The sequence below is a fragment of the Lacisediminihabitans sp. genome, from assembly GCF_043726815.1.
GTDB lineage: Bacteria > Actinomycetota > Actinomycetes > Actinomycetales > Microbacteriaceae > Lacisediminihabitans.
The window spans coordinates 1-23,183 of record NZ_JAYSJZ010000082.1 but is presented as its reverse complement, the minus strand read 5'-3'; the positions used below and the strand labels follow the sequence as shown (position 1 = coordinate 23,183).

30 protein-coding genes and 1 pseudogene are annotated in these 23,183 nt (G+C 68.2%); 12 read left to right on the top strand and 19 right to left on the bottom strand.

The features are described from left to right. Window positions 1-58: 58 nt before the first annotated feature. The 4 genes and pseudogenes from ACHZD8_RS12955 to ACHZD8_RS12940 all read left to right on the top strand — a co-directional run. Window positions 59-748, top strand: a pseudogene (locus ACHZD8_RS12955) (phospholipase D-like domain-containing protein); the annotation flags it as partial. A 40-nt stretch (window positions 749-788) separates the two neighbouring features. Then, the gene (locus ACHZD8_RS12950) at window positions 789-1,640 is read left to right on the top strand and encodes a patatin-like phospholipase family protein (RefSeq protein ID WP_394770841.1); all 852 of its coding nucleotides are present in this window, start codon (window positions 789-791) and stop codon (window positions 1,638-1,640) included. Between the two features lie 12 nt (window positions 1,641-1,652). After that, window positions 1,653-2,171 carry a hypothetical protein gene (locus ACHZD8_RS12945; RefSeq protein WP_394770840.1) on the top strand — a complete coding sequence of 173 codons (519 nt, stop codon included), beginning with the start codon at window positions 1,653-1,655 and terminating at the stop codon, window positions 2,169-2,171. An 81-nt stretch (window positions 2,172-2,252) separates the two neighbouring features. After that, the gene (locus ACHZD8_RS12940) at window positions 2,253-2,624 is read left to right on the top strand and encodes a hypothetical protein (RefSeq protein WP_394770839.1); all 372 of its coding nucleotides are present in this window, start codon (window positions 2,253-2,255) and stop codon (window positions 2,622-2,624) included. A 29-nt stretch (window positions 2,625-2,653) separates the two neighbouring features. On the opposite strand, the gene ACHZD8_RS12935 is transcribed toward ACHZD8_RS12940, so the two are convergent. Genes ACHZD8_RS12935 through ACHZD8_RS12925 form a run of 3 tightly spaced genes read right to left on the bottom strand, consistent with a single transcriptional unit; the run spans window position 2,654 to window position 4,231 of the window. Beyond that, window positions 2,654-2,950, bottom strand: a complete 297-nt coding sequence (locus tag ACHZD8_RS12935; RefSeq protein WP_394770838.1) for a hypothetical protein — start codon at window positions 2,948-2,950, stop codon at window positions 2,654-2,656. A gap of 16 nt (window positions 2,951-2,966) precedes the next feature. After that, window positions 2,967-3,794 (bottom strand): SDR family oxidoreductase, encoded by an 828-nt coding sequence (locus ACHZD8_RS12930; RefSeq protein ID WP_394770837.1) that lies wholly within the window; start codon window positions 3,792-3,794, stop codon window positions 2,967-2,969. Beyond that, on the bottom strand, window positions 3,791-4,231 hold the full coding sequence (locus tag ACHZD8_RS12925; protein WP_394770836.1) for a nuclear transport factor 2 family protein: 441 nt from the start codon (window positions 4,229-4,231) through the stop codon (window positions 3,791-3,793). Before ACHZD8_RS12925 ends, ACHZD8_RS12930 begins: the two co-directional genes overlap by 4 nt. Before the next feature lie 59 nt (window positions 4,232-4,290). Between ACHZD8_RS12925 and ACHZD8_RS12920 the strand changes: the two genes are divergently transcribed. Beyond that, window positions 4,291-4,929, top strand: coding sequence for a TetR/AcrR family transcriptional regulator (locus tag ACHZD8_RS12920; protein ID WP_394770835.1), 639 nt, complete (start codon window positions 4,291-4,293; stop codon window positions 4,927-4,929). A 60-nt stretch (window positions 4,930-4,989) separates the two neighbouring features. Here ACHZD8_RS12920 and ACHZD8_RS12915 read toward each other — a convergent pair whose 3' ends face one another. Continuing rightward, window positions 4,990-5,649, bottom strand: coding sequence for a pentapeptide repeat-containing protein (locus ACHZD8_RS12915; protein WP_394770834.1), 660 nt, complete (start codon window positions 5,647-5,649; stop codon window positions 4,990-4,992). A gap of 74 nt (window positions 5,650-5,723) precedes the next feature. Here ACHZD8_RS12915 and ACHZD8_RS12910 point away from each other — a divergent pair, with 74 nt between their 5' ends. Then, the gene (locus tag ACHZD8_RS12910) at window positions 5,724-6,083 is read left to right on the top strand and encodes a DUF1622 domain-containing protein (RefSeq protein ID WP_394770833.1); all 360 of its coding nucleotides are present in this window, start codon (window positions 5,724-5,726) and stop codon (window positions 6,081-6,083) included. Between the two features lie 5 nt (window positions 6,084-6,088). Here the strand turns inward: ACHZD8_RS12910 and ACHZD8_RS12905 are convergent, their stop codons facing one another. The 4 genes from ACHZD8_RS12905 to ACHZD8_RS12890 all read right to left on the bottom strand — a co-directional run bounded on the left by ACHZD8_RS12905 (window position 6,089) and on the right by ACHZD8_RS12890 (window position 9,840). Then, complete coding sequence (locus tag ACHZD8_RS12905) at window positions 6,089-8,173, bottom strand: S9 family peptidase (protein ID WP_394770832.1); 2,085 nt, start codon at window positions 8,171-8,173, stop codon at window positions 6,089-6,091. 100 nt (window positions 8,174-8,273) lie between these two features. Then, a complete protein-coding gene (locus ACHZD8_RS12900) occupies window positions 8,274-8,870 on the bottom strand; it encodes a fasciclin domain-containing protein (protein WP_394770831.1) in 597 nt (198 codons plus the stop codon). 112 nt (window positions 8,871-8,982) lie between these two features. Continuing rightward, on the bottom strand, window positions 8,983-9,393 hold the full coding sequence (locus ACHZD8_RS12895; protein WP_394770830.1) for a VOC family protein: 411 nt from the start codon (window positions 9,391-9,393) through the stop codon (window positions 8,983-8,985). A gap of 9 nt (window positions 9,394-9,402) precedes the next feature. After that, window positions 9,403-9,840, bottom strand: coding sequence for a helix-turn-helix transcriptional regulator (locus tag ACHZD8_RS12890; protein WP_394770829.1), 438 nt, complete (start codon window positions 9,838-9,840; stop codon window positions 9,403-9,405). Window positions 9,841-9,951: 111 nt separating this feature from the next. Here ACHZD8_RS12890 and ACHZD8_RS12885 point away from each other — a divergent pair, with 111 nt between their 5' ends. Next, entirely contained in the window at window positions 9,952-10,521 is a 570-nt protein-coding gene (locus tag ACHZD8_RS12885) for a cysteine hydrolase family protein (protein WP_394770828.1), read from the top strand. 85 nt (window positions 10,522-10,606) lie between these two features. Here ACHZD8_RS12885 and ACHZD8_RS12880 read toward each other — a convergent pair whose 3' ends face one another. Beyond that, on the bottom strand, window positions 10,607-11,389 hold the full coding sequence (locus ACHZD8_RS12880) for a nucleotidyltransferase domain-containing protein (RefSeq protein WP_394770827.1): 783 nt from the start codon (window positions 11,387-11,389) through the stop codon (window positions 10,607-10,609). Window positions 11,390-11,510: 121 nt separating this feature from the next. Here ACHZD8_RS12880 and ACHZD8_RS12875 point away from each other — a divergent pair, with 121 nt between their 5' ends. Further along, window positions 11,511-12,293: an SDR family oxidoreductase gene (locus ACHZD8_RS12875; protein ID WP_394770826.1), complete on the top strand. Its 783-nt coding sequence runs from the start codon at window positions 11,511-11,513 to the stop codon at window positions 12,291-12,293. Window positions 12,294-12,296: 3 nt separating this feature from the next. Here the strand turns inward: ACHZD8_RS12875 and ACHZD8_RS12870 are convergent, their stop codons facing one another. Next, window positions 12,297-13,133, bottom strand: a complete 837-nt coding sequence (locus ACHZD8_RS12870; RefSeq protein WP_394770825.1) for a hypothetical protein — start codon at window positions 13,131-13,133, stop codon at window positions 12,297-12,299. Between the two features lie 138 nt (window positions 13,134-13,271). Between ACHZD8_RS12870 and ACHZD8_RS12865 the strand changes: the two genes are divergently transcribed. After that, window positions 13,272-13,865, top strand: coding sequence for a hypothetical protein (locus tag ACHZD8_RS12865; RefSeq protein WP_394770824.1), 594 nt, complete (start codon window positions 13,272-13,274; stop codon window positions 13,863-13,865). A 237-nt stretch (window positions 13,866-14,102) separates the two neighbouring features. Next, complete coding sequence (locus ACHZD8_RS12860; protein ID WP_394770823.1) at window positions 14,103-14,495, top strand: RidA family protein; 393 nt, start codon at window positions 14,103-14,105, stop codon at window positions 14,493-14,495. A gap of 19 nt (window positions 14,496-14,514) precedes the next feature. On the opposite strand, the gene ACHZD8_RS12855 is transcribed toward ACHZD8_RS12860, so the two are convergent. Next, complete coding sequence (locus ACHZD8_RS12855; RefSeq protein ID WP_394770822.1) at window positions 14,515-14,964, bottom strand: DUF6176 family protein; 450 nt, start codon at window positions 14,962-14,964, stop codon at window positions 14,515-14,517. A gap of 25 nt (window positions 14,965-14,989) precedes the next feature. On the opposite strand from ACHZD8_RS12855, the gene ACHZD8_RS12850 reads away from it, so the two are divergent. After that, window positions 14,990-15,673, top strand: coding sequence for a hypothetical protein (locus ACHZD8_RS12850; protein WP_394770821.1), 684 nt, complete (start codon window positions 14,990-14,992; stop codon window positions 15,671-15,673). A 9-nt stretch (window positions 15,674-15,682) separates the two neighbouring features. Here ACHZD8_RS12850 and ACHZD8_RS12845 read toward each other — a convergent pair whose 3' ends face one another. From ACHZD8_RS12845 to ACHZD8_RS12825, 5 genes are all read right to left on the bottom strand, one after another. Next, window positions 15,683-16,156 carry a GNAT family N-acetyltransferase gene (locus ACHZD8_RS12845; protein ID WP_394770820.1) on the bottom strand — a complete coding sequence of 158 codons (474 nt, stop codon included), beginning with the start codon at window positions 16,154-16,156 and terminating at the stop codon, window positions 15,683-15,685. A 45-nt stretch (window positions 16,157-16,201) separates the two neighbouring features. Beyond that, entirely contained in the window at window positions 16,202-16,666 is a 465-nt protein-coding gene (locus ACHZD8_RS12840; RefSeq protein WP_394770819.1) for a hotdog fold thioesterase, read from the bottom strand. A gap of 14 nt (window positions 16,667-16,680) precedes the next feature. Next, window positions 16,681-17,349 (bottom strand): class I SAM-dependent methyltransferase, encoded by a 669-nt coding sequence (locus tag ACHZD8_RS12835; protein ID WP_394770818.1) that lies wholly within the window; start codon window positions 17,347-17,349, stop codon window positions 16,681-16,683. A 66-nt stretch (window positions 17,350-17,415) separates the two neighbouring features. Then, window positions 17,416-18,429, bottom strand: a complete 1,014-nt coding sequence (locus tag ACHZD8_RS12830) for an alpha/beta fold hydrolase (RefSeq protein WP_394770817.1) — start codon at window positions 18,427-18,429, stop codon at window positions 17,416-17,418. 21 nt (window positions 18,430-18,450) lie between these two features. Next, on the bottom strand, window positions 18,451-19,056 hold the full coding sequence (locus ACHZD8_RS12825; protein WP_394770816.1) for a TetR/AcrR family transcriptional regulator: 606 nt from the start codon (window positions 19,054-19,056) through the stop codon (window positions 18,451-18,453). Window positions 19,057-19,192: 136 nt separating this feature from the next. Between ACHZD8_RS12825 and ACHZD8_RS12820 the strand changes: the two genes are divergently transcribed. Next, entirely contained in the window at window positions 19,193-20,170 is a 978-nt protein-coding gene (locus ACHZD8_RS12820; protein WP_394770815.1) for a zinc-binding dehydrogenase, read from the top strand. Here the strand turns inward: ACHZD8_RS12820 and ACHZD8_RS12815 are convergent. From ACHZD8_RS12815 to ACHZD8_RS12805, 3 genes are all read right to left on the bottom strand, one after another. Next, complete coding sequence (locus tag ACHZD8_RS12815; protein ID WP_394770814.1) at window positions 20,167-20,790, bottom strand: MBL fold metallo-hydrolase; 624 nt, start codon at window positions 20,788-20,790, stop codon at window positions 20,167-20,169. The two genes, ACHZD8_RS12820 and ACHZD8_RS12815, sit on opposite strands and share 4 nt — an antisense overlap. Before the next feature lie 58 nt (window positions 20,791-20,848). Then, entirely contained in the window at window positions 20,849-21,661 is an 813-nt protein-coding gene (locus ACHZD8_RS12810) for an MFS transporter (protein ID WP_394770813.1), read from the bottom strand. Between the two features lie 455 nt (window positions 21,662-22,116). Further along, window positions 22,117-22,854, bottom strand: coding sequence for a hypothetical protein (locus ACHZD8_RS12805; protein WP_394770812.1), 738 nt, complete (start codon window positions 22,852-22,854; stop codon window positions 22,117-22,119). Window positions 22,855-23,183: the final 329 nt, after the last annotated feature.

Genomic DNA, 23,183 nt, shown 5'->3' with positions numbered 1-23,183 from the left:
GAGAACGGTGCCGTCCGCCGCCTGCAGGGTCACCCGTCGCCGAATCTCTCACCGTGACTGGCGTGAGCTGATGGTGCGCCTCGAGGGTCCGGTCGTGCGCGAGCTCGACGCGGTCTTCGTCACCGACTGGTACAGCGAGACCGGGGAGTTGCTGCCGCTCGACACCACGCCGGTCGTGCTCGGGTCCGCCCCGGATCTGCTCGACGCGCAGGTGCTGCCTAGCGGGCCGAGCTTCGAGAACGACAACAATCTCAAGCTCTACGCCATGTTGATCCGGAAGGCGGAACGCCGGGTGAGCATCACGAGTCCCTATTTCGTGCCGGACGAGTCCACGCTGATGGCGATCCTCACCGCGGCGTCCCGGGGGCTGGAGGTGGAGCTCTTCGTGTCGGCCATCGGCGACCAGGCGCTGGTCTACCACGCCCAGCGGTCCTACTACGAGGCCCTGTTGCGTGCCGGAGTGGCCATCTACCCCTACCGCGCCCCGACGGTGCTGCACTCCAAGCACTTCACGATCGACGACGATGTGGCCGTGCTGGGCTCCAGCAACATGGACGTGCGCTCGTTCAGCCTCAACATGGAGGTGTCGGTTCTCGTGCACGGCACCGAATTCGTTCGACGGATGCGGGCGGTGGAGGACGACTATCGGGCGAACAGCGACAGGATCGACCTCGCCGCGTGGCTCGGCCGGCCTGTCGGGCAGAAGGTGCGCGACAACCTGGCCAGGCTGACCTCGGCACTCCAGTAGCCACGCGCCGAAGTCATCCGGCTCACGTAGGGTCGTTGGCATGACACAGAGCGCGGTTGTCCTTGCCGGTGGCGGAGTGGCGGGAATCGCCTGGGAGATCGGGGTGCTGCGCGGCCTGCAGGATGCGGAACCCGAGGCGTGCCGACGGATCCTGGGCGAGCACACACTGCTGATCGGGACTTCCGCCGGATCCGCGGTGGCCGCGCAGCTGGCGAGCGGGGCCACGCTGGAGAGCCTGTTCGACTCCCAGGTCGCCGAGGAGTCCGCCGAGTTGTTCGTGCACATCGACCTGGCCGAGTTCGGGGCCTTGATGGCCGACGCGCTCGCGGGCTCGACGTCGCCCGAGGAGGCCAGGCAGCGGCTGGGGGCCATCGCCCGGGATGCCGAGACCGTGTCCGTTGCCACCCGTCGTGCGATCATCGCGGCCCGCCTGCCCTCGCACACCTGGCCGGATCGCCCGCTGCTCATCACGGCGGTGGACACGGCGACCGGCGAGCTCCGGGTCTTCGACCGCGACTCCGGGGTCGATCTCGTCGACGCGGTCGCCGCGAGCTGCGCGGTGCCCGGGGTGTGGCCCACCGTCGAGATCGACGGTCGCTCCTACATGGACGGCGGGATGCGCACGATCGCCAACGCGGACCTGGCTGCCGGGTCCGACCAGATCCTCATCCTCGTGCCCGGGCCGGAATCGTCGCCGGCCGGCCCGACCATCGCCGTCGCCGAGCTCGACGCCCTCGCGCCCGCCCGCATCCACACGGTGTTCGCGGACGCCGAGTCGATCGCCGCGTTCGGGCCGAACCCCCTCGACCCTGACGTGCGTCGCGCTTCCGCGCTCGCCGGTCGCGAGCTGGGGCGTCGACTCGCTCCCGAGATCGCCAGATTCTGGCCCTGACGGTGGAACACGGTGGATGACGAACACGCCGAGCCCGTCGAGCGCCAGGTGCGGGAGCTGCTGGCCCGCACCATCGGCGCGCTGGATGCCGCCGGCGTGAAGGACGAGGCGCTGGCCATCCTCAGGCCCTCCCGGGGGTTCTCCGTGTTCCGCACCGCGGAGGCGATGGTGCCGGCCGGCCGCGCCTGGCGCCTGGGGGTGCTCCTGCTGGACCGATCCGGGAGCCTCTTCGCGACGGGATCCGTCACCCGCGCGGTGGAACCTGGCCGAGTGACGAACCAATCGCCCGCCGCCGAACTGCGCCGCGCCGCCCGGCGCACGGCGTCTCGGGGTCCGTTCGCTCGCGGAGACGTGGTCAACTTCGGGTTCGTGCCCCTTGCGCTCGACGCGGGGAGCCTGCGGGCGGGATCCGGGCCGCTCGCCCTGGTCGACGACTCCGTCCTGGTGCGCTGGGGCGGTGCGGATGGCCAGGGCGTCTCCACCCTGGCGGCCTATCTGGCCGACCGCGTGAGCCTCCACACGGCCGACTGACCCACCCGGCAGACCGGGGTACAAAAACGTCCCCCCTACTGGGGACTGGGCGTGAGCGGCAGGATGCGACATCTTTAGGGGATGAGGCCCTACGCGCAGGTGCACTACCTATCCCGGCAGACGTTCGATCCCGACCACTCGACGGTCGCCGCGAAGGCGATCATCGAGGCCGAGATGAGCCGCCGGATGGATCTGGTGCACCAACTCGCCGTGCGGCTGAGCGCGCTCGAGGCCACGATCACCGCTGTCGACACCGCCCGGCATGCCGCGCTTGCCGCGGGCTGGAGCGAGGAGCAACTGCTCGAACTCGGCCTCGGCGCCGTCGAAAACTCCACCCGCTCGGCCGGGCGACGCGTGGCGCGCGCCGAACCGGAGCCGGAGCCGGAAGCGGAGCCGGACGCGGACCACGATGCGTCGATCAGCGTGCAACTCGTGGAGGAACTCGTCGGCTGACGGGGACCTCAATCCGACGGCTGGTCGAGTCAGCGCTCGCGCTTCGGCATCCCGAATTCGTTGATCGGCTCGTAGTTCTCCGCCACGGGCTGGTGCGGCGCGGGGCAGGTCAACAGCGTGTTCGGCGTCGAGTGATCGATGATGTGTTCGGACATCGGCCTGCCGCAGACGGGGCAGACGGCATCCCCGACCTTCTTCACAATCGCGTCGTACGGGCCAAGCGGCGGCGGCCCCATCACCCCGACCAGTTTGTGGTTCAACCAGTCGATGAAATGGACGAATCCGTGCCCTCCGCGGTGCTCGTCGACGCCCTTTTCCTCATTCATGGCCACACTGTACGCTTCATTTCGCGGCAGGTGCAGGGCCATTGACCTCCATGTTCGAGGTGTCCATCTCCACGGCAGCGTGAGCCATTCTGGCGAATGCCGGAGCGACGGGTCTGGCGAGAATGGAGAGCGCGCGGAGCGCCAAGAGGGGAACATGATCGGTGCGTGCCGATGAGCCCGCCGCCGCAGTCAGGCGTTCCGCAAGTTGGTTCAAGGTGATGGAGTCGGTGCCGACGACATCGACTGAGCGGCCTCGCCACCCTTCGTCGAAGACGGCCCGCTCGAGGGCGCTCGCCACCTCTGTGACGGCCACGAAGTTGATCGGATTGTCTCCGCGACCGAAGACGCGGGCCGCCCCTCCGGTGGGGAGCTTCGCCCCGATGAGGTTCGTCCAGGTCTCGAGGAACGCGGTCGGGCGGATGATCGTCCAGTGCAGTCCGCTCGCTTGCAGGGCCTGTTCTGCAGCGAACTTCATCCGGTGCAGGCTCATCGGATGCGATGCGGACGCGCCGTAGGCCGAAACGAGAATCATGTGATCCACGTTGGCGTCGACGGCGGCCCGCACGAGGGAGATATTCGCATCTCGATCGATGGCCGCCGGACTGACTCCTCGCCCAGACGCGAACCCGTGGATGGCACTGATGACGGTGTCGCATCCGTTGACGGCTGCGGCGACGGCCGCGGCGTCGCGCACGTCCCCCTCGACCGCCTCGACGCCTGTCGCTCGCAGCGCGGCGGCGTGCCCCGAGTCTCTGGTGAGGACGCGCAGGGGCACCCCGCGCGCTGCCAACCTGGTCATGAGGGGTCTTCCGAGAGTCCCGGTACCGCCGACGACGAGAATCATGGTCGAGGGGCCGGTCGTGGGCCGGCAGCCGCAACTCGAGCCGCAGCGGCGTCGGCGTCGGGGCCGTCGAGTTCCACGGGTTCGAGATAGAACCGCGCTGAAGTGGCTCGACCCTCGGCCACTGTGAAGATGATGACTCCGCGCATCAGTTGTGGCGCACCGTCACGGCGGGTTCCCGACAGCTCCCACTCGGTCCAGGCCACCGCCCCGTCGACGGCGGTGCTCAGCACCAGCGCCCGGAGGTCAGGAATGCCGGCGAACAGCTGAGCCCAGTTTCGCCGGACCTGTTCGGCGCCGGTGAAGCTCTGTGCCGGGTGAGCTGGTGTCTCGTTGAGGTAGTCATCGGCAAAGCAATCGACGAGGGCGTCCAGGTCGTGGGCATTGGTCGCGGCGGCGAGCCTCGTCACCAGGGACTCGGGATCGGGTGAGTCATCCATCGAATGCTTCCTTTCGATCATGTTGGCCATATTGAATACGGTAGCATAGAATGAAATACGTGGACACGGAAAAAAGCACACGAATTTATGACTCGCGAAACCGGCAGGTGCACGCGCGCAAAAACCGAGACGCGATTCTTGACGCGGCCCGGGAACGCTTTCTAGCTGACGGCTATGTCTCAACGACGATCGCGTCGATCGCCGCGGCCGCTGGACTGGCAGTCGATACCGTGTACAAGGCCTTTGGCGGCAAACCGGGGTTGGTGCGGGCGATCTACGATCGGAGTCTGGCCGGCGAGGGGTCGGTCGCCGCGGCAGAGCGGTCGGACGACCTGCGGGACTCCGCACACGACGGCCGTGCCCTCGTGCGGGCCTGGGGGGTTCTCACCTCGGAGGTGGCGCCGCTGGTCGCACCGATTCATCTTCTGGTTCGCGACGCCGCCATTGTCGACCCAGAGATGGCGACTCTCCTCCGGCAGAACGACGCGCTGCGCCGTGAACGCATGCGCGATAACGCGCGGGCACTCGCCGACCGGGACTTCCTTCGAAATGGGATCTCCCTTGAGCACGCCACGGACGTGCTGTGGGCGTTCAGCTCGCCCGAGCTCTACGAACTGCTCGTCGTGCGCTGCGGGTGGGATCCGGTGCGCTTCGGCCAATTCATCGGTGACTCGATTGGTTCGGCACTCGTGGACTGAACTGCGCGACGCAACCGGAAGAGCGCGTCCTTGCCCGGACTCCAGGTTCGGTGTTCGCCTCTAGTCCTCGATCTTGATGCCGAAGTGCCGGGCGAACACGGTGGCCAGATCCGAGACCTGATACGGGTTCACGGTGGCCCCGCGCAGTCCCTCGAGGCCGGTGAGCCCGCGCAGCTCCGCGCCGCGCAGGTCCACGTGTTCGAGCTTGGCGCGGGTGACATCGAGGCTCGTGACCGTGGTGTTGACGAAGGACATCCGATGCGCCGCCGCACCCCCGAGGTCCAGCTCGTCGATCGTGCAGTCGGTGAAGAGAACGTCGCGCAGCTCCGCGCCGCGCAGGTTCACGAAGCCGAGCTTGCAGTTGCTGATGTGCACGGACTGCCAGCTCGCGTCGTAGAACTCGGCGGAGCCGATTCGGGAACCCTGCAGCTCGACATCCCTGAAGCGCGACCGCGGGGCGGCGAGAATCGGGGCGTCGAGGCGCTCGATCCTGGTCTCGACAAAGCTCGCGGACCGCAGGTCGCAGCCGTTTGCCGACAGGTCGAGGAACTCGCATTCGCTGAACGAGGCGGCTGCCAGGCTTCGGCCGCCGAGGTCGGCCGAAACGAATCGAAGCCCATCGTAGCTCTCGCGGGCCTCGAGCGTCTCGGGGTCGCCGTCGGTGAGGTCGACGAGGACGAGACGCTCGATCTTGGGGGACAGGGTCGTGAGCTTGGCCATGGTCCAAGCATGCCGTGTGCAGACGGGCGGCCGGGCGAGTTGCCAGCCGACCGTGACGGGTGTACCAACGAGTCATGACATTTGACCAGATTGTTGAGGGCGTCGGGAAGGTCATCGACGCCGCCGGGGTGGCAGCAATCGTGGTCGGGGCCCTCGCGGCAGCCGTGATGGCGTCGATGCGGGCGATTCGCCGGGCCGGCGCCGTCTACACGCCGTTCCGCCGCTTTCTCGGCCGCTCGATCCTGCTCGGCCTGGAGCTCCTCGTGGCGGCCGACATCATCCGCACCGTCGCGGTCACCCCCACCCTCGAGAGCGTGGCCGTGCTCGGCGGAATCGTGCTCATCCGCACGTTCCTCAGTTTCTCGCTCGAGCTGGAGATCACCGGTCGTTGGCCCTGGCAGAAGGCGCCGGACGGCAGCCAGCAGCCGGACTGACCGGGTCAGCCGAGCAGCTCGGGCCGCTTCCACTCCTGCCCGTGTACGTGCTGATCGAGGAAGGCGAACACGGTCTCGTACCAGACCACCGCGTGTTGGGGCGCCAGAACCCAGTGGTTCTCGTCGGGGAAGTAGAGGAACTTGTGCCGCGTCGTGCCGTCCGGCTCGGCGTGGTGCTCCGCCAGCTTCGACCACAACCGCAGGCTCTCGCCGATCGGCACGCGGTAGTCGTGGTCTCCGTGGATCACGAGCATCGGGGTGACGATGTCGCGCACGGCGTGGTGCGGCGAGCTGTCGATCATGCCCTGCGGCGAGAAGATGCTCTGCCAGTACCAGGAGTTGTCGGTTGTGCCATTGAACTGGTCGAGCGCCCACAGGCTGGCGTGGCTCACGATCGCCCGGTAGCGGTGCGTGTGGCCGGCGATCCAGTTGGCCATGTACCCGCCGAACGAGCCGCCCATCGCGGCCGTCTTCGACTCGTCGATGTCTGCTCGAGCCTCCGCGGCATCCGTGATCGAGAGCAGGTCCGTGTACGGCCTGGCGCCCCAGGCGTTCCAGCCGCGCGCGATGAAGTCGAGACCGTAGCCGGTGGAGAGCGCGGGGTCCGGCAGCAGCACGGCGTACCCGCGAGCCACCGCGAGGGCCGGGCTCCAGCGCCAGCTCCAGGCATTCCAGCTGTTGAGCGGGCCGCCGTGGATCCAGAGCAGCATCGGGGCCGGATGCTCGGCCGAGGCGCCCTCGGGCAGCAGCAGCCACCCGCGCACCCGCGCGCCATCCTCCGCCCGGGTGTCCACCTCGGTGATCGAGCCGGGCACCGTCGGAAGCGGTGCCGGGGTCGCCAGGGTGACGATCGCCCCGTCGCGGCCGATCCGCACCGGATGCGGCGGGGTCACCCACGACGAGCGGAGGGCCACGAGGGCGCCGGTACGGGCGTCCACGGTGACGTTGCTGTAGCTGAAGTCGTCGGTGGTGAGCCGGGTCGGGGCGCCGCCGTCGAGCGGCACGCGGAAGACCGGGCCTCGGCCGTCGTGGTCGGCGGTGACGATGAGGGCGCTGTCGTCAGCGTCGAAGACGAGGCTCGACGGCCAGCGATCCCAGCCATCCGCGACCCGCGTGGCGTTGCCGCCGTCGATGTCGGCCACCCAGAGTTCCTGGTCGGCCGGGCCGCTCGGCGTGCTGAATTCGGCGCGCACGAACGCGATCCGGCGTCCGTCGTGACTGATCGCCGGCACCTCGAAGTCGACGCGCTCGACGTCGAAGAGCGTCGTGTGTTGCCCGGTCTCGACGTCGATCGCCTCGATCACGAACCGGCCGGAGCGCTGCTCGGGCCGTCGCAGGGAGGCGATCAGGGTTCGACCGTCCGGCGCGAGCACCTGGCCCGCGGTGTCGGCCGAGCGGCCGGGCCTCGGGGTGAGGTCGCGTGGGCGGGGGAGGTGGGGCGGGTACGGAGTCGGGGCTCCGGCCTCCGCGAGGGGTGGCGTCGGGGCCACCGTCTCGGTGAGATTCGACAGGTCGAGGGCGAGCAGGTGCGGCTCGGCCGGCCCGAGATCGTGGTCCCAGTACCGCACCGGGTAGCCCTCGTGCAGAATCGCGGCCACCTTCTTGTCCTTGCGCTTCTTCCGCGCCTCGGCGTCCGCCTCGAGCCCGTCGGCGCTGGGCACCAGGTCGGCCGCGATCACGATCGTGTCTGACTTCGTCGCGACCGCGGCGATCCCGGACACCCCGCCGGCCAGGCGAGTGACGGCGCGAGCCTCGCCGCCGGCGGCGGGCAGAATCCACAGTTGGGCGGCCTCGGTGTCCTTCTCGGCAGAGGCATCCGGGCGGCCGGAGACGAAGAGGATGTCGCCGGATGCCGTGAACGCGACCCCGGATTCGCCCTTCGCCGAGCGAGTCAGTCGCGTCGGCACCCCCGACCCGTCGGCAGGCACGGACCACAGCGCGCGCTCGTACGACGTCGCATCCCTGGCCAGCGTCGCCACGGTCAGAACCACGCGGCTCCCGTCCGGTGAGAGCGCCAGGCTCTCCACCCGAGGCAACGCGATGTAGTCGTCGAGCGAGCGAAACGGAAGAAGCTGAGTCTCTGTTGACATGCGTCTACGCTAGCCGGGACGGCGCCGCCCACGGCATCCGCAGTTCGGGCCCGCCGAGAACACTGTCTCGACGGGCCCGACGCGGCTACCGGATACCCGGCTAGAGCACCGCCGGCAGCAGCACGCGGTTGATCGTGTGGATCACCCCGTTGCTGGCCTGGATGTTGATGGCGGAGAGAACGAGTCGCGGGTCGCGGAATGCCGGGTTGGCGTCGCGGAGCGTGATGCCGCGAGGCTTGACCACGCCGCCGTTCGCCATCGTCAGCGAGTGCGCGGTGAGCACGGCCACCGGGCCGAGCTTGCGGTCCGCCACCTCATGGTAGAGCAGCACGTTCTTGATCTGGGCGATGCTCAGGGCACTCGTGATCGTCGACAGGGCGGCCGCCTCACTGGCCGGGGCCGCGCCCGTGAGGTCCTGCACGAGGCGTTCGAAGGCCTGGTCGTTCGGCGCGAACACCGTGAACTTGCGACTCGTGTCTGACAGCACCGGGGCCAGCCCGGTGGCCAGAACGGCCTGTACCAGAATGTCGTAGTCGTAGGGGTTGTTGTCGGGCGTGCCCCCTCCGGAGGCTGCGACGGCCACGTCGACGATCGATCCGGGTGGCGTCTGGCCGCCGTTGTGGGCGGATGCCGGACCGGCGGTTCCCACCACAAGGGCCGCGGCGACGAGGGCGGTGACGATTGCGCTTTTCTTCACGGTGTACTCCTTTGTTCCAGCCCGTGAACGGGCGTACGGATGTTCCTATGGAGTACTTCCGCCCCGACGCGCGATTGGATGCACTCGCGGCGAGTTTTCTTTTGTCGTCTTCTCAGGCAGCGGGGGCCTGCGAGATGCGAACGGTGTTTCCCGATGGGTCCCGGAACGCGCAGTCCCGCGGCCCCCAGGGCTGGTCGATCGGCTCCTGGAGCACCTCGGCGCCGGTGGCCAGCACCTTCTCGTAGGTCGCATCGAGGTCGTCGGTGCGAAAGACCATGATCGGCAGGGACCCCTTCGTGAGGAGCTCCTGCAGCGCGTCTCCGTCGGCCTCCGAGCGACCGGCATGCGGTTCGGAGAGGACGATCTCGACACCGGGCTGGCTGGCGCTGCCGAGGGTGATCCAGTGGAATCCGCCGGAGGCCACGTCGTTGCGCACCTCGAGGCCGAGCGCGTCTCGGTAGAAGGCGATGGACTCGATCGGGTCGTTGACGGTGACGTTGAAGTACTGAAGTTCGATGCTCATGCGGCAACCCTAGGATGACGCTGCGACGGCCGCTTCTCGAATCCTGCTCTGTCTCGGCGTGGGCCGCGTGTGAGCCTTGGCCACGCAGGCGGGCATGGCCCTCACCGCGCTGTGCTCCCGGGCTCGGTATGCGCTCGGCGATTCACCCACGATGGCAGTGAACCGGGAGCTGAACGACCCGAGGGAGGTGCAGCCCACGGCCATGCAGGCCTCGGTCACGGTCATCCCGTCGCGCAGAAGCGCCATGGCCCGTTCGATGCGCCGTGTGCTGAGGTAGTTGTACGGCGTCTCGCCGTACGCCGCCCGAAACTGCCTCGAGAAGTGCGCCGGCGACATGAGGGCGCGGCGGGCCATCGTCGGAACGTCGAGAGGGCGAGCGAATTCCCGGTCGATCAGGTCCCGCGCTCGGCGCAGGTGCGCGAGGTTGGCCAGTCTCTCCGGTGTCATGAGTCGAAAATAGCACTCGGCGTAGCGTGGATGGATGGGTCGAGGGGTGCCAGATCGGAGGTTGCCTTCTCAGTCACGTTGACCAGGCTCGCTGCAGGGCAGGATGGAGCCATGGACTTCACCGCGTCGAACCTGGCCCGCACCGCCCTCGTCGTGATCGACGTGCAACGCGGTTTCGACGACGCCGCGTGGTGGGGTGAGCGTGACAACCCGGACTGCGAGGCGAATATCGCGGCGCTGGTGGCCACCTGGCGCGACCACGACCGGCCAGTCGTCTTCGTTCGGCACGACTCGACGAACCCCCGGTCGCCGCTGTACCCGGGGCAGCCGGGGCACGGGTTCAAGGAAGCGCTCGTGGGGGACCCGGACCTGCTCGTGGTCAAGTCCGTCAACTCCGCCTTCCACGGCACCCCTGACCTGCACGCGTGGCTGCAGGCCGAGGCGCTGGACGGCATCGTGATCTGCGGCATCACGACCAACCACTGCTGCGAGACGACGGCCCGGGTGGGCGGAAACCTCGGCTACGCGGTCCTCTTCGCGCTCGATGCGACGCACACCTTCGACCGGAGGGATCTGGAGGGCGTGATGGTTCCGGCGTCGGAGATCCGACGGATGACCGCCCTCAACCTCCAGGGTGAATTCGCGACGGTCGTCAGTACGCAGGATCTCGTCCTCGCCTGACGTCGCGGGCCCGGCGGGCGTGGCGCGCCAGCGGTGCCGGTTCGGACGAGCCAGTCGTGGCGGGAGTGAATGGTCCGGCTGGCGACTAGTCGCGCCAGTCGAGGTCGATGCCCTCCCGCGTCAACGCGGACTCGATGATGCCTCGGGCCCGGTCGACCTGCGCCTCGAGCGTGTCCGGGTCCGTGGTCAGGCCCGCCACCACGTCATCCAGTGCTCGTAGTCCGGCGCGGGTCAGGAGCTGTTTCTCGTTGGTGACCCACTCCCCGCGGTGGGCGAGTATCGCGTGGCCCGCCCGGCATCCAGCCGTTCCGATGAGGCCGGCGCATTGGGCGGTCCGCCCCTGCCTGGCGTGGCCCGCCTTGGCGTAGTGGAGCGTCAGGTCCGTTCCGGGCCACCAATAGGCCGGAGCGCTTCGTCGCAGGGCGTCGGGATAGGCCGGCCGGGGTAGCTCACCCCTCAGCGTGCGGTTCATCGCGAGTTCGGCCAGCAGGATGTAGGTGGGGATGCCGGCCTGATGGAAGAGCAGGGCCTCGACGGTGAACTCACCGCGCTCCGCGTCGCTCTGGATGGCGTCGATCCTGTCCAGGTCGCGGTAGTGGATGTCGATGGGGCGCCCGTCCACGGTGAATGCTCCGCCCCCGTTGAAGAGCGGCCCCCAGCCGCCGATGTCGGTCGTCTGGCCGTCCCAGCCGAGCGCCCGAACGTGGTTCGGGTCGAAGCTGCCGCGATAGTAGATCGAGAAGTCCCAGTCGCTGTCTGGCCGGCTCGTGCCCTGCGCGCGCGAGCCGCCGAGCGCGACGCCGACGGCGCCGGGCAATCGGATCAGGGAGTCGGCCACGAGATTCGGGAAATCCTCATCGGTTGCCATGCCCCGAGACTATCGTCACGAGTCGCGGGAGGGGGACGAAAGACCCCCTCGCGACCACGGCCCTCCGAAATCATGGCAATGCCGGGCACGATGCCCGCATCGTCTCGAAAGGCCCTCTGCCATGTCTCGTACTTACGTCGTCACCGGATCCGCCAGCGGCATCGGAAAAGCCACCCGCGACCTTCTGCTCGAACGCGGGGAACTGGTGATCGGGGTCGACATCCGAGACGCCGACGTCACCGTGGACCTTTCGACGGCCGAGGGTCGCACCGCCCTCGTCGAGAAGGTCACCGAGCTGAGCGGCGGTGTCGTGGATGCCGTGCTTGCCATTGCCGGCCTCGCCACTCCGACGGCGACGACCGCTGCCGTCAACTTCTTCGGCACCGTCGCCACGCTTGAGGGCCTGCGCCCCCTTCTCGCCAAGTCACCCGCGCCCCGAGCGGTTGCCGTGTCGTCCATGGCGTCGCTGTTCCCGCCGGATGACGCACTGCTGGCGGACCTGCTTGCCGGAGACGAGGCGGAGGCGATCGCCCGCGCCACGGTGCTCGAGGCGGGTGGCCCCGAGCAGGGCAACCTGATCTACGGAACCACCAAGCGCGCGCTCGCGCAGTGGATTCGCCGGCATGCCGCGACCGCCGAGTGGGCGGGAGCCTCCATCCCGCTCAACGGAGTCGCCCCGGGGGTGGTCGAGACGCCGATGACGGCGGACCTGATCGCCACGGCGCAGCAGCGCGAGCAGCTGACCCAGATGGTGCCGATGCCGCTCAACGGCATCTTCGAGCCGAGGTCGGTCGCCTACCTGCTCGCCTGGCTGTCCAGCGAGGAGAACGCTCACCTCTGCGGGCAGATCGTGTTCATCGATGGCGGATCGGATGTGGTGATCCGCGGAGAATCCACCTGGTGACCCCTACTGGCCGCATACCCTCCCGACCCAGTCGTAGAACTCCGACTTGACCTCGGGAGAGACGGCCACGCGAAAGTAGGCGTCAGCGAACGATCCCGCCTGGGCATGGAACGGGATGAGGGTGCCGATCTTGTCTTCGGAGATGACGTGGGTTCCGCACCGGGAGGGAACGTAGTCCAGCGTCAGGGTGGTGCGCGGGCTCGCGGCCGTGAAGGTGAGGTCGAGCGTTCTCAATTCGCCCTCGACCGGGATCAGCAGGGTCGTTCCCGTCGTGGAGAGCAGTCGCACGGATCCCGAGGCGCCGGTCGGGGCGATCACGACGTCGAGAAGGGCGATCTCTTTGCCGTTCCGCTGCTCAAACCGAAGATGCGGGGCCGGCACGATCGTGGCCACCCGCTCGAACGCCTGCTGTCCGCAGTCCTGGGCGTGCAGGGTCTGGAGGGAGTCGAACGGCACCGTCGGCGTGAGGGTCTGACGGAACTCGGTTCCGTGCGCGTCTTTGCCGGTGATCGACACCGAGGGCTTGGTGTTCGGCGCATCGCACACCGCCGGTGGGACCTCGGCCGAGAAGTCCGTCGTCGTGCCGGCGACGAGGGTATAGGGCAGATGACCGGCCGTGCCCGTGCCCGCGAAGTAGGGCGAGACGAAGGTCGCCGTGGTGATGACCACGGCGGCGGAGCCGTGGTTCGTGATCTCCACCTCGAGTCGCCGGGGCGCATAATCGGACCGGTTCTGGAACAGGGCCACCGAGAGCTTCGGCGCAGACGCGGGCGCAGTCGAGCACCCGCCGAGGAGGGCCATCGCGGCCGCTGCGGCGAGCATCCCGGCCAGAAGGCGCATCGAACGAAGTGTCGGGCGACTCGTCATCGGTCTCCCCTCGGTGTCGCGTCGCCCGCGGGTGCCGCGGGCAAACCAGTACACTCCAGAATTATGGTCGGTCCCCGGGTTTCCCCGCGCGCGGCATCGCGGCGAGCGTGGATGATCGGCGGCGTACTGCTGCTCGCGACTGTGGTGATCGGGCTGGCCGTGCAACCCGGCACGCCGTTCTCCACCGTTCTGAGCATCTTCGGGATGGTCCTCTTTTCGGCGTCGTTGGTGGTCTTCGCGTTCGGCATTCGCGGGCATGGCAGCGTCACGGCGCGCAAACCGCTGGGGACCGCGGCGTTGACGGCATTGGCTATCTGGGTGCTGGTGATCCCGACGCTCGAGGACCTCTACTTTTCCCGCGACTACCCCTCGGGCCCGCTGCTGGGACTCGGCGACATCGACTACTTCGTGCGGTTCGCGACGGCGTTGGTCGCCGTCGTGCAGATCGCTCGCGCCGGCGTCGTTCCCCGGCCGTGGAACTGGGCTCCGACCTGGGTGTTGGCGGCTACCGCCGCGGAGTGGCTGATCGAGGTCATCGCCTTCGGTTCCCTGCAGGGTGATCAGCAAGTGGCCGCGGGTGCGTTGATGAGCCTGGGCGCCCTCGTGCGGGTCGGCGGTGCGGTGTTCCTCGGCATCCTCGCGATTGTGCTCGCGAATCGTTCGAGTGGCGCGCAGACCGTGCCGGTCTACCGCACGTCGGACTAGGCTCCGCCGCGGTCAGGGCCGGTAGTCGTCTGGCCGTTTGTACAGCGAGCTCGCGTTGTCGTGGTCAAACGTCCTGGCTCCGCCCGACGGCCCAGAGCCCAGACCACCGATCGTCTTCAGCAGCCGTCCCAGCCCTCGAAGAACTCTCATGACGGCGCCTTCCTCTGGAGCGAAGCGTAGCGTGGATGTCGGGGGCAGGCGGGATACTCGGCACACCGAGAACGAAGGGATGCGCTCATGACGACTCAACCCGTGCCGGTTGACCCCCCGGAGCTACCGCGCAGCCTCGCCTTTGCGCAGGGCATGATCATTCCCGCCGGGCCGGTGCTCTATGTCGGCGGGCAGAACGGAACGGACAGTACCGGCGCACTGCTCGACGGGCTCGAAGCGCAGACCGCACAGGCCTTGCGCAACGTGCTCGCGGTGTTGGCCGAGGCCGGAACGGGACCCGAGAACGTGGCCAAGCTCACCATCTACCTCGCCGTCGGCATCGACCCCGGGGCCGCATACGCAGCGACTCGATCGGTGTGGGGGGATCACCGCACCGCCGTGACCGTGCTGGCCGTCACGCCGGCCCGGCAAGGCGCTCTCGTCGAGATCGAGGCGGTCGCCACGATTCCCGATCGCTGATGCCCGGTGCCGGGCACCGTCAGGTGCGCCCGGTGAGGCCCCACGACGTCATCGCCTCGAGGAGGTGGGCGGGCGTGAGCATGAACCTGGGCTCGAGTTCTTCCCAGCCCGGCTCCTTCACTCGCCGCGAGAAGGCGGCGTGGTCGGCGTCGATCTGATTCGACTCGTCAAGGCCACCGCCGCCCTCGCCCATCAGGCTGAGGTGGTAGATCCAGGTGGACCCGTCGGCCTCGGTGTGGCGGAACGTCGCCTCGAAGACCGCCCGTTCGGCGGGGAGCGACAGAAGGCTCTCGTCATACCGGTCGTTGAGCATCCGCATCCACTCCTCGAACTCCTCCTCCCGCCCCTCGCGTATTCGCGCGCGGCTGAGCTCGAGTCGCAGGCCGTCGGGCACGGTCGGGGGCATCGCGTGGCCGGGAAAGTCCCGTGCGGTGGGGCGGAACGGGATGAACGGCTTGTCATCGGTCATGCGACCATCCTCCTAGGTTGAACGCATGTACTTCGCGGGAGTTGTGCCGGAGGACTTCCCTCCACCGCCGACGGTGGACGAGATTGCCGAGAGCTTCATGGTCCCGGTGATGTCGTTGAGTCGCCAGCCCTCACTGGTCGAGCTGGACGCGGGATCGACCGGATCGTCGGTCGACGGTTCCCCGGTGACGCTCGACAGCGTGTCCCTCTCGTACACGCTCTATCGCAATCATGACGACCGCGAGGATCCGGCGAATCTCGCGAGCCTCGGCGCCTCGGAGCGGGAGGCCCTGCACTCCGTTCCCCTGGGGCCCCTGCCCGAGTGGATGCGAGTTCGACGGGCGCTCATGCGGTTTCCCACCCTGTGGGAGGCGGTGATGACCACTCGCACTCGGCACGTCCCCAATCAGGCTCCGCAATCGACGCTGGTCGATCACGCCAACCACATTCTGACCAACCTGTTCCGCGAGGAGCGCGTGCGCGGCGGGTTTCCCGGCGAACTCGATTCCCCCGTGACCGAGCGACACATCGACCACGTCGCCGTGTCGGTTGATGGAATCGACGTGCCCGGCATGCGCATCGACACCGACCCGCACGTGTTCGCCGTGGGCGCCGCCCTCGGCGACCGGATACTCACCGCGGTGGTCGCCCGCGATCATCTCCCGTTTGTGACCCTCGCCTTCGTCACACGGTGCGGGTCGCGCAAGTAGGCAGCCGCGCTACGGGGCGAGCCGGTAGGTGTGCTCGACGACATCGCGACCGAGGCCATCGGCGAACGAGGTCTCGGTGCCGATCTCCGCGAATCCTGCCCGCGCGAGCACCCTGGCGGACCCGGGATTGTGCTCGGCGACCCGGGCGAAAAGCGGCCTGGTCGTCTCCACGGAGAGGAACGCGCCAAGCGCTGCGGATGCGAGCCCCTCTCCCCATCGAGCCGGGTCGATCCAGTACGAGACCTCACGGTCGCCGTCCATGGTGAAGCTCGCTATGGTTCCCACCAGGCCGTCGCCGTCGTCGATCGCCCGCAGGATCACCGAGGGATCGTTGCGCACGCGCTCGTAGTGGGTGTCGAAGGCGACCCGATCGGACGGATCGGCACGGGTGAACGCCGCCATTTCGACTGCTGCCGGGTGCCGCTCCCACTCGAAGAGCTGGTCCGGTTCACTGTCCCTCAGGTCCCGAAGCGTTATCGTCACGCGCCCACCCTAAGGGCTCGCGCCGACAGACGATCCGCGAAGGCATCACGATCGCGACTCGGGCGTCGTGTACGCACTCGGCGTCTCGATCACCGCAAGCGTGCAGCGCGAGATGCAGACGAGGCGCTCCTCGCGGTCGGAGATCCGAACCTCCCAGACCTGCACCCGTGCGCCGCGATGGATCGCACGGGCGACTCCCGTCACCCAGCCACCGGCCACCGGCCGGAGGTGGTTGGCGTTGATCTCCATGCCGACCACATGGAAGTGGTCACGATCCACGGCGAGAAACCCCGCGATCGAGGTGAGCGTCTCCGCGAATGCGACGGATGCACCGCCGTGGAGCACCCCGGCCGGCTGCGTCGTGCGGGCATCCACCGGCATCCGACCCCGCAGAAAATCGGGTCCGATCTCGGTGATTTCGATTCCGAGGGTCTCGATGAGGCAGCCGCGGCCCATGTCCCCGAGAACGCTCAGTGGCACCTGACCGTGCCAGATCGACTCGACGGCCATTGTGAAATCCCTTCTCATGCGTGCGCGATGCCCGCGATGTGGGTGTTGAACGGCAGAAACGGAGTGTGCACGCGGTAGAGGTCGATGGTGACGGTCTCGAACCCGGCGGCTCGAACCGAATGCTCCAGGTCGCGTTCGCACGAACAGCCCTCGAAGGTCCAGGCCCAGGGACGACGGAGAATCCGCTGGGCGGCACGGGTGGGCGTGCCGCTCCTCGCGACGACGTGTTCGAGGAAGCGGAAGGTGCCACCGGGGCGCAGGATGCGCCGGATCTCGGCGAGCACCGCCTCCGGATCCTGCACCGAGCAGAGTACGAGAGAGGAGATCACGGCATCGACACTGTGGTCGGCGAGTCCCGTCTGCTCGGCCAGGCGCTCGCGAAGGTCGAGTCGCACGCCGGCCCGGTGGGCCGACGCGCGCAGCCGGGCGTGCATGTATCGGTTCGGCTCGATGGCGATGAGCGTGCCGCCGGGTTCGAGGTAGCGGAGGTTGGCTCCGACGCCGGACCCGATCTCGACGACCGCGCGCGGAAGCCCGGCGAAGACGCGCCGTTTGTGACGGCGGAGAGTCCGCTCCAGATAGGGGTCCATCATCCGGAAGAACGCCGCATTGAACCGGCCCCGGCCGGCGTGCAGTTCGAACCCGGTCGGAGGAGAGGTGGTGGTGGTTGAGTCGTGGTCCATCCGACCAGCGTGCCGCGCGCCGCCAGCACGGTCAGGCGTGGAATTACCTCAGTTCGCCGATCCCTCTCACTGAGCGTGGGTGGCGTACCACGCGGCGATCTGGGCCCGCGACCGAAAGCCGAGCCGCAGGCGGATGCGTTCGACGTGGCCCTCGGCGGAGCGTTCGTCGATGCCCAGCCGCGTGGCGATCTCGCGGTTCGTGCACCCCTCGCTGATCAACGCCGCGACCTCGCGCTGGCGGGCAGTCAGCATTCGGGCGCCGCGCCTCGGGGCGCGAACGCCGAGGAACCGACGCACCGTCGTGACGAGCGCATGGGTGTCGCCCGCGTACGGCAGATGCGAGCGGCCGGGCAGCACCACGAGCGTCGCACCGGCGATGCCGTCGGCCAGCGCGGCGGCCTGCTGTACCGGGGCCGCACGGTCGTGGTCCCGATGGACCACCAGTGTCGCGGCGCTCACTCGAGCGAGGAGGTCCGTGACGTCGAGCGCATAGCTCATCGCCAGCATCGACCGCGCAGTGGCGGCAGTCGAGCAGGCTCGTTGGTAGCGACCGAATTCCTTGCGCGTCGTCGCGTCGGCGTCGGGCGCGAAGATGTCGGTGAGCACGTCGGACCCGAGCCCCCAGTGCGACTCGACCAGTGCGAGCACGTGCTCCCGCGCGCTCGGCGGAGAGATCGCCGCGCCAGAAACCCAGCCGCCGTAGAGCACCAGCCGCCGCACGGTGTCCGGATGCGCTGCCGCCCAGGCCACCGCCACCAGGGAACCCATCGAGGTGCCGACCAGATCGAAGGGTTCATCACCGAGCGTCGTGATGACCGCGGTGAGCTGCTCGAGTTCGTAGGCCATCGAGGGTGGCCGGGTCGAGGGAGCCGACAACCCGCATCCGGCACGGTCGTACCGGATGAGCCGGCAGCCCTGCGCCAGGCTCTCGTAGAACGCCCGCTCTTCTGGCAGCTCCCAGCTCAGCTGCAGATGACTGAGCCAGCCCGCGACGTAGACCACCGGACGACCGGCGCCGATCGAGGCGTATGCCACGATGGTGCCGTCGGTCGTCGTGACCCGGGCAATCTCCTGCTGCACTCTTCCATTGTGCAGCGGTCGTCAGTGCCGGGCGAGTTCCGAATGAGCGTCGGTGTCGATCGCGGCGATGGCGGCATCGATCATGTCGGCCGCCGACTGCGGATTCACCGTGACGATTGCCATGGCGGCGAACACGAGTCCGGTGCAGGTGGTGGAGATCCGCGCCCGTTCGGCCGGGTCGAGGTGGGGCCGAGCAGCCAGCACGCCGGCGGTGATCGCTTCGCCGAGGTCGTCGCAGTACGTGTTGATGACGCTTCGCAGGGCCGCTTCGTGAGCAAGGGGAGTGCCCGTGGCGTTCAGGAGCAGGCAGCCATTCGCGGCCAGGGAGGTGTTCCCGTTGAGCAGCATGACTCGAAGTTCGTGCAGGTAGGCGCGGAGAGCGTCGGGCGGAACCGGGACGGCCCGAAGCCGTGCCAGGCGGGGATGCACGATGTCCACGAAGTAACTCTGCACGGCCTCATCGAAGAGACCTCGTTTGCTGCCGAACGCGTGATAGATGCTCGACCGGTTCAACCCGGTGGCAGCTTCGAGCTCGGCAATGCCCGTTTGCTCGTAACCCTCATTCCAGAACACCGTGCGCGCGGCCCGGACGACGTCTTCCTTGGCGTAGGAGCGCGTGCGGCTCATGAGTGTTTCCCAACGAATTGAATTGAACTGACCGGTTCAGTATAGTCGGGAACGACCGGTTAATCGCGGTCCGGCTCCGGGTGATCCCGCCCTGGTCGATTGGTCTTTCAGACGCACACACGAGAGTAGAGATGCCATGCGCGCACTCATCCACCACTCCTTCGGCGATCCCTCCGAGGTCCTGACCGTCGAAGACGTCGCGACGCCCGAGCCGGGTGCCGGCGAGGTGCGGGTGCGCACGATCCTGTCGACGATCCACAACCACGACCTGTGGACGATCCGCGGCACCTACGGTTTCAAGCCAGAGCTGCCGGCGCGCGCGGGAACCGAGGCGGTCGGCGTCATCGATGCGCTCGGAGAAGGGGTCGAGGGGCTCACCGTCGGCCAGCGGGTCGTCACGGGCGGCACCTTCGGGGTGTGGGCGGAATTCTTCGTCGCGAAGGCCGCGAACCTGATCCCCGTTGCCGAAAGCATTCCGGACGACGTGGCAGCCCAGTTGGTGTCGATGCCGTTCAGCGCGATCAGCCTTCTCGACTCGCTCGACCTGTCGGGAGGCCAGTGGATCGTGCAGAACGCCGCGAATGGTGCCGTCGGGCGTCTCCTGGCACAGCTCGCGGCAGCCCGCGGCATCAACGTGCTCGGGTTGGTCCGTCGGGCGGCCGGGGTCGAGGAACTCGCGGCCCAGGGCATCGGCAACATCGTGGCCACTGACACCGACGACTGGAAGACTCGCGTCCGCGACATCGTGGGGGAGGCCCCTCTCACAGTCGGCGTGGACTCCGTCGGTGGCGCTGCCAGCGGTGACGTGCTGTCTTTGCTGGCCGAGAACGGCACTCTCGTCGTCTTCGGCGCTATGCAGTCCCCGGTGATGGAGATCAGCTCGGGCGACGTCATCTTCAAGCAGGCCACCATCAAGGGATTCTGGGGGAGCAAGGTGAGTGCCAGCATGCCTGGCGAGAAGCGCGGCGCGCTCTTCACCGAACTCATCACGCGCCTCCAGGATGGAACCATCACCCTTCCCGTGGAAGCGACCTACAGTTTCGAGGATGCCCGCGCGGCGAGCGCCGCGAATGCTGTGGCGGGTCGAGTCGGCAAGATCCTCCTCCGCCCCTAGACGGCGGGAGGCCGCCACGGCTCGTGCGCGTGCGCGAGCCAGACCAGCTCGGGGTCGAGCGCGCGCACCAGAAGCTGGCCTTCGGTGTGCGGTTCGTCGAGCTCGCCGAACCACACCGCCACGTCGCCGCAGATGACGATCGGACGCCCGCCGCTCTCGACGACGACCACCTGCGTGCCGCGGGTGTGCCCGGGCGCCGGCACGAGCCGCATCCCCGGGAGCAGCTCGAACTCGCCGTCGACCGGCACGTACCGCACTCCTGGCGCGTCGACCCACTCGCGAATGGTGTAGTCGTTCTCGGTGCGGGCGTCCTCGAGTTCCCGGCGCTGCACGTAGATCGGCGTGCCGGCGAAGAGACGGTTGCCACCGCAATGGTCGAAGTGCAGGTGGGTGTTCACGACGAAGTCGATGCCGGAGAGGTCGAATTCCTGCTCGCTCAGTGGGCTGATGACGGGATCCATGTCGGCCACCGCCGGGTGCAGCTCCGTCATGCCGGTGTCGACAAGCACGCGGCCATCCGGATGGTCGATGACGTGCACGTAGACCGGCATCCGCTCGCCCTCGGCGAGCAGCTGGGCAACGAGAACCGGAGTGACGGTGATCGGTGTGGGGGCGTTCATGGTCGTACGCCCGCTTCGGTGGGGGACGGGTGAGCCATGGCGACCTCCAATGTCTTGTTCATTCTCCCTCGGGGCCGACGGATTTCCGCCTAGGGCGCCGAATAAGCCCAAGGATCGGCTGGTTAGCCGCAACTAAGACCAGGGCGGCCGCCGCGGCAATTGAGGCGGCGGCGATCAATGCGGCGGTCGGCCACCCCCACCACACGACGACGGTTCCGCCCACGCTCGTGCCGAGGCTTCCGCCGATGAAGTAGATGACCATGTAGACGCTGTTGAACATTGCCGGCCGCGCCGGGGCGATGCCGAGCACGCGGCTCTGATTGGCGACCTGCGCGGCAAACAGGCCAGCGTCAAACAGCGCCAGGGCGCCGAGCATCACGGGAGGGAGATCCAGCGAGAACCCCAACCCGACCGAACAGGCGAGAGCGAGCGCCAGGCCGGCGACGATGATCCTTCCGCTGCCGTACCGATCCGCCAGCGAGCCGGCCACTCGGGTGGCGGCAATGCCGGCGAGTCCCGCCAGGGAGTAGAGCCCGATGCCCGTGGGCGACATGCTCACCGGCGGAACGGCGAGGGCAACAGACAGGCTCACCCACACCAGGCTGAAGGAAAAGAACCAGAGCGACCCGGAGATCGCCGCGATCCGCAACGTTCGATGCGTCTTGAGCAGCGCGGGAAGCGAGCGGATGGCCGCCCAGTAGGACACTGACGGGGACGGTGGCCGTCGCGGAAGGGTGAACAGCGCGGCGATCGCGAAGAGAACACAGGCCGAGGCGAACACTAACAACATCGGGCGCCACCCGAGCCAGTCCGCTACGGCACCGCCGACGATCCGTCCCAGCAGGATCCCTGCGGAGATCCCTGCGGTCACCGCTCCCAGCGCCCGGCCGCGACGCTCCGGCAATCAACAGCCCGAGCCCGAGCACGAGAACATTCGACGCCGATCCCGCGGTCAGCAGCCCGGCGCCGAGCACCGCGAGCTGGGCGGCGATCAGCCGGTCAGCGCGCACGCGGTCGACCAGCGGCACCAGCAGGGCAAGCCCGAACATGTAGCCCAGGATCGGTGTCGCGGCAATGGCTGTCACCACCGGCAGGGACGCCCCGACGTCGGACGCGACGGCACGAAGTTCCGGTTGGATCGCGTAGCTGGTTGACGTAGCCACCGCCGCCGCGAACGACAGGAACGTGATCGCCAGCGGGCCGAAGTGTTCGGTCGAGACGCCGAGAGGGGCAGATTCGAGAGAAATGTTCACTCACTCGACGCTACGAGTGCGCCTCGGGTGAGGCTGGCTCTTTTCGGACCTCACCGCCCACGCGGTCGCCGGATCAGTACCAGTTCGACGACTGGGAGTGCGCCCACGCCGAGCACGGCGTGCCGTAGCTACGGCTGATGTAGCCGAGACCCCACGCGACCTGTGTCGTCGCATTGGTCTGCCAATCGGCTCCGACTGAGGCCATCTTGCTCCCCGGAAGAGCCTGCGGGATGCCGGCGGCGCCGCTGGGATTGTGGGCCGTGTACGACCAGCCCGACTCCTTGCTCCAGAGCTTGGCGAGACAGGCGAACTGCGCGTCGCCCCAGCCATACTTCGAGGCCGCCATCGCCCGGGCTGTCGCTCGGGCGCCATCCGGGGTGTTGGCCGCGGCGGCGACAGCGGCTGCGGCGGCCGCCGCAGCGGCGGTGCGGTCGACCTCGGCCGCAGCCGCCTGAGCCGCGGCCGCCGCCGTCTCGGTCTGGTCGATCAACGACACGACTGTTCCGGTGTCGAGGAGCTTGTAGTTCGCCAGCGAAACGACCGATTGGGCCAATTGGGTCGCATCGATCTTGCCGCGCACGTCGGTGATCACGACGTTGGCGTGGCCGATGGTGTTTTCGGCCGCGCTGTCGGTCTCGGCAGCCTTTGCCCGGGCGAGCGCCGAGGTGACGTGGGGTCGTTCGCTCTTAATGCCGCCGCGAACGGAGACTTCGGCGGTCGTCGGGTTGTTCGAGCCGTGTGCCGTCGCGGAGAGCGCGAGGGTGCCGACTCCCGTCACCAGTCCGACGAGGGCGACCGATGCGGCGACCATCTGTCTGGTGCGATTGCGCTTGTGTCTGGCGGAGATTTCTTTTCGAGTTGAGGGGGGTGATTGTGTCTGCATTACGTCCAAATGGCGGAACGGCCCCAGGCATCATCGTGCCTTGCCGCGCCTCGAGTTGTGGATGCGCGGCCCGATGGGGCGGCGCGAACGAAGTTTCCAGTATGCAAAATGACTCTGGGTGAAACGCGGATTTTACCTGTACGGCCCATGTGAGGCCCGCTCGCCTAGGTGTACTGCTCAGGGACGTTGGTTGATGTGTGATGTGTTGATATGAGGAAGACCTCCGGTGGAGGGTGGAGCTGTCTAGGTCCCATTCC